Origin of the sequence: Trinickia diaoshuihuensis (genome assembly GCF_003390925.1) — a bacterium.
Lineage (GTDB): Bacteria > Pseudomonadota > Gammaproteobacteria > Burkholderiales > Burkholderiaceae > Trinickia > Trinickia diaoshuihuensis.
This window is the reverse complement of sequence record NZ_QUBS01000073.1, coordinates 54,573-62,101: the sequence shown is the minus strand read 5'-3', so window position 1 is coordinate 62,101 and position 7,529 is coordinate 54,573. Positions and strand designations below refer to the sequence as shown.

Genomic DNA, 7,529 nt, shown 5'->3' with positions numbered 1-7,529 from the left:
GCTCTCGCGCCCGCCGGCCACAGCGTCGGCCTCCGCGCGCGGCCCGGCCGCGCGCGCGGGGTCGCGGGCTTCGACGCAAAGCGCGGTGCGCCGCACCGATGCCGCCGATTCGCCCCGCTTGGGCACAGCCGGCTCCGACTCGTCGACGTGAGGGCGCTGGCGCTCCCCCGATCCATACTGGGCGCGCAACTGCGCGGCGCCGCGCAGCATCGTCGCCGGTGCAAACGGATCGTGCTCGTGCAGCCACGGATAGTCGGCCTCGCTGACCCACGGCAAGGAATCGAGCGGTAAGCGATAACCCATCGGCGAATCACCGGGGATCAGATACATCCGCTCGTCACGAAAGAACCAAGGACCCGTGACCCAACGCGCTCCGGCAAGGGTGGCCGCCGTGCCGCGTTCACGCGCGAGCGGCAACGCGTAACCCGTGACGGACGACAGCCCGGCGTCGAATACGCGGCGCAGCCGCAAGCGTTCGAGCTCGTCGTCCAAGCGCGAGTCGAACGGATCGACGTTCACCGGCAAGCGCCGCTCGCGCCACAGGTAGTACCAGACGTCTTCATAACCGGCTTGGATATGGCCATCGTCCAATGCGAGTTCCGACGCAAGCCGGCGAATAAACCGCTCGGCATCGGCGGCCGTGTATTGCATCGGCTCCCGCTCGTCGGCGAAGCGTGCCGGGTCCTGCCAGCACGGCTCGCCGTCCGCGCGCCAATAGAGCGACAGCGCCCAGCGCGGCAATTGCTCACCGGGATACCACTTGCCCTGACCTACATGCAAGAAGCCCCCCGCGCCATAGCGGGCGCGCAGCTTGTCCATCAGCGAGACGGCGTAGCCGCGTTTGGTCGGGCCAAGCGCGTCGGTATTCCATTCGGGCGCGTCGCGGTCGCGAACCGATACGAAGGTGGGCTCCCCGCCCATCGTGAGACGAACGTCCATCGCCGCGAGATCGGCATCGACTTGGGCACCCGTCCGCTCGATCTCGCCCCACGTACCTTCGTCGTACGGGCTCGTCACGCGAGGCGTCTCGTGCACCCGCACGATCGACATCCGATGCGCGAACTCGACTTCGCACTCGTCGAGCGCCCCCGATATCGGCGCCGCGCTGCCGGGCTGCGGCGTGCAGGCCACGGGAATGTGGCCTTCGCCGGCCATCAAGCCCGACGTGGGATCGAGACCGATCCACCCGCCGCCCGGCAGATACACCTCGCACCACGCGTGCAGATCGGTGAAATCGACTTCCGTGCCGCTCGGGCCGTCGAGCGCTTTTTCATCGGGCGCCAACTGCAACAGATAGCCCGAGACGAAGCGCGCGGCGAAGCCGAGCTGGCGCAGCGTTTGCACGAGCAGCCAGCCGGTGTCGCGGCATGAGCCCGAGCCTTTCTCGAGCGTTTCCTCCGGCGCCTGCACGCCGGGCTCCATCCGAATCAGATAGGCGATCTCCCGCGCGAGCCGCCGGTTGAGCGCGACGAGAAAGTCCACCGTCTTGGACGGCGTGCGATCGATGCTCTCGATGAAGGCCGCGAAGCGCGGCGTCGCTTCGGTGGTGCGCGCCAGATACGGCGCGAGTTCGGCCGCGAGCGCCGGCGCGTAGTCGAACGGAAACGTCTCGGCCTGCGGTTCGAGAAAGAAGTCGAACGGATTGTAGACGGACATCTCCGCCACGAAATCCACCGTCACGCGAAATTCGTTCGTGGGCTCGGGAAAGACGAGCCGCGCCTGATAGTTCGCAAAGGCATCTTGCTGCCAGTTGACGAAGTGATTCGCCGGCTCGATCCGCATCGAATAACTCAAGATCGGCGTGCGGCAGTGCGGCGCCGGCCGCAGACGTACGGTTTGCGGCCCGAGCGCAACGAGGCGGTCGTAACGGTACTCGGTGACATGGTTTAACGCGACGCGGATCGACACGGGGAAACCTCGATGCGATGAACGGAATGATTCGGGCCGCGACGCTTACGCCGCATGCGGTTGCGTGGACGACTGCGATTGAGATTGACTCTGAGATTGGGACTGGGACATCGGCAAGACGTCGACGAGTGCGGGTTCGGGCGCGAGCGGCACGAGGAAATCCTCGCTGATGCAACTGCCGAGTTCGTTGACGCGCGCAAGAAAATCGGTGAGCCAAGCATGCAGCGATCCGCGCAGCACTTCGCCGATCGGCAAGGCGGATACGTCCGTATGCAATCGCACGGCCATCGCTTCGGCGCGAGCGGAGCGCGCGTTGCGCACGCGCCCGATCAGTTGCCGCACTTCGTCGAGGCTGGCCGTCAACGAACGCGGCCAGTTATCGAACAGGATCAGCAGCTCGGCGACACGTTCGGGAACGATGACGTCGCGATAGACCTTGCGATAGACCTCGAAGCCCGACACCGAGCGCAGCACCGCGGCCCAGTGATAGTAGTCGAGCGACTGCGCGAGCGGCTGGGCGAGCGTCGCGCCGCGCTGCTCGAGCATCTCGTACTTCACGTCGAGAATGCGGGCCGTATTGTCGGCCCGCTCGAGGAACGTGCCGAGCCGCATGAAGTTGAATGCTTCGTCGCGCAGCATCGTCCCGAGCTGCACGCCGCGCGACAAATGCGAGCGGAACTTGACCCACTCGAAGAACTCGCAAGGATCGCGCTCGAGCACGCCATCGGCCAGCATGCGCTGGGCGTCGAGCCACGTCGTATTGAGCGTTTCCCACAGCTCGGTCGTGATCGATCCGCGTACGGCCCGGGCGTTTTCGCGGGCGGCCCGCAAACAGCTAATGATCGACGAAAGATTATCGCGGTCGCTCGACATGAATGCGATGACGTCGCGGCTCGTCGTGCTCGGATGCGCGGCCGCATAAATGCCGGCCAGCTCCGAGATCGAGAGCATCGCGCGCCAGCCCAGCGCGACGTATTCGTCCGATTGCGGCACGAGCGCGAGCTGGTAATTGGCATCGAGCATGCGCGCCGTGTTTTCGGCGCGCTCGGTATAACGTGCCATCCAGAACAGATGGTCGGCGGTACGGCTCAGCATGATGTCTCCGAAGTGGCGTTACCGAAGCGAGAATCGTTCGGCGCGACGGTCCAGTGTCCGATGTCCTACTGCTCGAGCACCCAGGTGTCCTTGGTGCCGCCTCCCTGCGAGGAGTTGACCACGAGTGAGCCTTCGCGCAGCGCCACGCGCGTCAGTCCGCCGCGCACCATCCGCACCTCGCTGCCCGAGAGCACGAACGGACGCAGGTCGATGTGGCGCGGGGCGATGCCGCTTTCGACGTAGGTCGGACAGGTGGACAGGGCAAGCGTCGGTTGCGCGATGTATTTGTCGGGGTGCGCGAGCAGCGCGGCGCGAAATGCCTCGATTTCCGCGCTTGTCGAAGCGGGCCCCACGAGCATTCCGTAGCCGCCCGCGCCGTGGGTTTCTTTGACGACGAGTTCCGGCAGGTGGTCGAGCACGTAACGTAGATCGTCCGGCTTGCGGCACATCCACGTCGGCACGTTGTTCAGGATCGGCTCCTCGCCCAGATAAAAGCGAATCATGTCGGGCACGTACGGATAAATCGACTTGTCGTCGGCAATGCCCGTTCCGACCGCATTGGCGAGCGTCACATTGCCCGCCCGATAAGCCGAAACCAAACCGGCCGCGCCGAGCGTCGAATCGGCGCGGAAGACCTCGGGATCGAGAAAATCGTCGTCGACGCGCCGATAGATTACATCGACGCGCTGCGGCCCCTGCGTCGTGCGCATATAGACGAAGCCGCCATCGACGAACAAATCCTTGCCCTCGACGAGTTCCACGCCCATCTGCTGCGCGAGGAACGCGTGTTCGAAGTACGCGGAGTTGTACATGCCCGGTGTGAGCACGACGATCGTCGGATCGGGCGCGCCGTGCGGCGCCGCGGCCTGCAAGGTGTCGAGCAGCAAGTCCGGATAGTGCGCGACGGGCGCGACGCGGTTGCGCGCGAACAGATCGGGGAAGAGCCGCATCATCATCTTGCGGTTCTCGAGCATGTACGAAACGCCGGACGGCACGCGCAGGTTGTCCTCGAGCACGTAGAACTCCCCGGCTCCGGCCCGCACGATATCGATGCCGGCGATGTGCGCGTAAATGTCGCGCGCGACGTCGACGCCTTGCATCTGCGGGCGATACTGGCCGTTGCCGAAGATTTGCTCGGCCGGCACGATGCCCGCGCGCACGATGGCTTGCTCGTGATAAACGTCGTGGATGAAGCGATTGAGCGCGCCGACGCGCTGCCGCAACCCGCGCTCGAGGGCCGCCCATTCCTGCACCGGAAAGATGCGCGGGATGACGTCGAACGGGATCGTCCGTTCCATGCCGACCCCGGTTGCGTCGTTCGCGCCGTAGACGGCGAACGTAATGCCCACGCGGCGAAAGTTCAGATCGGCTTCGGCGCGCTTGTGGGTGATTTGCTGCTCGCTTTGCGCGCACATCCACTTGAAGAACTCGTGGTAATGCGAACGTGCTTCGCCGCATCCTTGAAACTCGGCGGGGGGGACGCCGGCGATAGCCGGTCCGTTGCGCTCGAACATCTCGCTGAAGAAGGCTTGCTTCATGGCCGATTTTCCCGTTCGTTATACGAGGCCGCCGTGGAGGCCCGGTCGAGCCCGGCTCCAGCCCTTCGCGGGCGCGGCCGTTCGGTATCAAGCATTCTTCGATTTCGGGCGCCCATTTACATCGTCGGGCACCCGCAATCCGATCGAAGCCGCTCGACCGGGCGCCCTGGCGACGCTTACCGCTGCTGCTAAGGGTGCGGACCGATTAAGGCAAATTGCATGCCGATGGCCTCTGAGCAAGGCTCCGAGGCCATGGAGGGAGAAATGATCGAAGTGTGTTGCGTACGAGCGCACCGCGACGGAACGCTTGCGCATCAGTCGCGCACCAGGGCAGGGCAACGAGGAACGCTGCCTGCCCCATCACGTTACCAAGACACCGTGTCGCTCAATGCGATGCTGCCCGACGCCGGCGTACTGATCGAGCGATTGCCGCCGCCCGGGTAGTTCTCCCACGTCACGGTACCGTCCGCATTCTTGCGGTAATACTTGTATTGCACCGTCGTGCTCGCCGGCAGATTCACCGTGTTCTTCCAGATCGGGTAGCTAGAGGGATCGACCGGCACGCCGAGGTTCGTATTCCAGTTGCCGAGAGCGGCTGCGTTGCCGGTCACATACATATATTGGCCCGGTTGCGTATTTGCCGTAACGCTCACCGATGCGCCGACTTGTCCGCTCGAAGGCGGCACGACGCAGTTGCTGTAGCGCGCGCAGACGATCGAAGGAATATCGACGATCTTCCCCGCTTGAATGGACGCCAGCAAGCTGATGTACTCGCCCATCGCCCAATTGAGCGGCGCCATCGACTTGGTCGGCGCCCCCACCTTGTAGCCCGACGGCGTGGTCACTTGCCAGCCGCCCGGCAGCGTCGTCGTGTTCGGCCAGATTTGCTCGGGGATGAAGCCCTCGGGCGTCGCGTAGGTTTTCAGCGCGTTCAAGTACGACGTGCCGTTGCTGCCCACGCCCGTGCTCGCGATCGTGTACATGCCTCGCTCGGCCGTGAAGATCGGCCAGAGCCGGCCCACCCCCGTACCGTCGAATGGACTGCCGTCGTTGTGCTCGCCGTAACCGTCGAAGTTATAGCGGAACCAGGCGGGATTTTGTCCACTCACGTTCTGTTTGACGACCGCATCATAGGCCGTGAGGGTGTTCGTGATCGTGGGATCGTTCGCGCGTTTCACGCCCATGCGCACGAGTTCGAGAAAGCCGCCGTCCACCACGGCTCGCTCGTCTTGCGTGCCGCCGCCGTTCTTGACCGTGAACGTCTGGCCCGAATCGGGCCCCGATGCCGGGTTGTAGACCTGCGGCCCCGTACCGCTGCCGACCGGGTTCGACGGATTGATGCGGATATAGTAGCGACCGTTACCGTAGGGGCCCGTGTTCGTATAGGTCCACGATACGACGTTTTGCTGCCAATAATCGGCGGCGGCTAGATAGTTGCCCGCGCGCGTCGCATCGCCGTTCGCTTGTGCGATCTGCGAGGCCGCGACGAGTCCGGCGATCTCGGCCGCTATCGTCGACGGCGAATAGCCCGAGTTCTCCTCCCAGCGCTCCTGATAGGTCCATGGCCCCGTGGCGAGGATGTAGTCGGCCGTCGAACGAATATTCGACCACTGTGCGTTATAGACGCTGGGCCCGAGCCGCCAAGCAAGCAAAATCGGCATCGCTTGTTCGTCCATCTGCGTGCCCTGCCAGTACTGCACGCCGCTCACCCAGGCGTTCTGCGGGAAACGCCCGACCCGGCTGTACCCTTGCGGACACCCCGACGCGTTGTACTCGGCCGTTCCGCAATTGCTCTTTTGCTGCAGCGTATTGAACAAGTAGTTGACGACGGTCGTCGCGGTCGCGGTATCCCCGGCCGTGATCAACGCATTCGCGAACTTGAAGAGATCGCGCGGCCAAACGAGGTGATAGCCCCCGCTATTGCTGTCGGTCTGCGATTCGCCCCATGGCGTACCAATGCCCGCGATCATTGCGCCGTTGCTCTTGTCCTGCATGGTCTTGAGCGTCATCGCGGCGAGATAGTACGCGTTGTCGGCCGTGCCGTTTTGCGTCGAGAGCCCGGCCGCATAGGTATGCCAGGCGTAGTCGTACTGCGTGCGCAGCGTATCGAGGTTGTCGCCTAGCGTGGCATTGGCCGTATTCATCGCATTCGATGCCGACGTGCTATCGAACGAGAGCACGACATTGAACGAGATGCTCGTTGCGCTGCTGCCTTGGAGGTCGAGCCAACCCATTTGCGCGATATTGCCGTTCGTCGCGGACGAGTAAGTCCAGTCCATCGTCTTGTCGGCGGACGAGCCGCCGAGCAAGTCGGTCCAGCCGTCGCTCTGCCCGACGAAGCCGTTCGATACCATCGAAACGCCGTTCTGGACCTTCCACGGCAGCGACGTGGCAAGCGCCGAATAACGCGTGTTGTGATTGCCCACGAGCATGACGCGGCCGTTCGAGGCCGTCTGCGTGAGCGCGGTGTTGTTCGAGCCCGCATTGTCGAGATGGGGCTTGAACAGCAAATAGAGGTTGTAGTTGCCGACCGTCGTGCCGTTCAACGCTTGGAACGTCACGCGCTCGATCAGTGAATTGCGCGTCGGATCGGCATAGATCACCTTCGAGATCTGCCAGTTGTGCGCGCTGTTGCTCGTCGTCACCTGCCAGCTCATCGTGCGCGAATCGGTCTGCGCAGCGGTGTAGGGCTGCATTTTCTCCTCGTCGACGAAGGTTTTCGCGGTATCGCCGACCAGGAACTGCAGGTCGACCGATTCCGTCGTATCGAGCACGGGGTAATACACCTCCGAGACGACGCCGCGATAGCCGGTGAAATAGAGCGACGAAGCCGTGCTGCCGACGGCGGTGCCTAAAAACGATTTCTGCGCCGGTCCGTGGACAGCGGTCGCGCCCGGACTGCCGAACGCTTCGCCGGAAGTGGTGGCATGCGCGATGCCGATCAGGAACGCGGCGGTCGATGCCGCGGCCATATGCAAAACGGTTCTT

Annotated in this window: 4 protein-coding genes; all 4 read right to left on the bottom strand. The window is 64.0% G+C overall.

What is annotated here, in order from left to right:
* On the bottom strand, nt 1–1,908 hold a 1,908-nt coding region (locus DXT59_RS14880), incomplete at its 3' end, for a transglutaminase family protein (protein ID WP_162878089.1).
* A gap of 45 nt (nt 1,909–1,953) precedes the next feature.
* Nucleotides 1,954–3,003: an alpha-E domain-containing protein gene (locus tag DXT59_RS14875; protein ID WP_116137663.1), complete on the bottom strand. Its 1,050-nt coding sequence runs from the start codon at nt 3,001–3,003 to the stop codon at nt 1,954–1,956.
* Nucleotides 3,004–3,068: 65 nt separating this feature from the next.
* On the bottom strand, nt 3,069–4,541 hold the full coding sequence (locus tag DXT59_RS14870; RefSeq protein ID WP_116137662.1) for a circularly permuted type 2 ATP-grasp protein: 1,473 nt from the start codon (nt 4,539–4,541) through the stop codon (nt 3,069–3,071).
* A gap of 365 nt (nt 4,542–4,906) precedes the next feature.
* On the bottom strand, nt 4,907–7,513 hold the full coding sequence (locus tag DXT59_RS14865; RefSeq protein WP_116137661.1) for a glycoside hydrolase family 15 protein: 2,607 nt from the start codon (nt 7,511–7,513) through the stop codon (nt 4,907–4,909).
* Between the last annotated feature and the right edge of the window lie 16 nt (nt 7,514–7,529).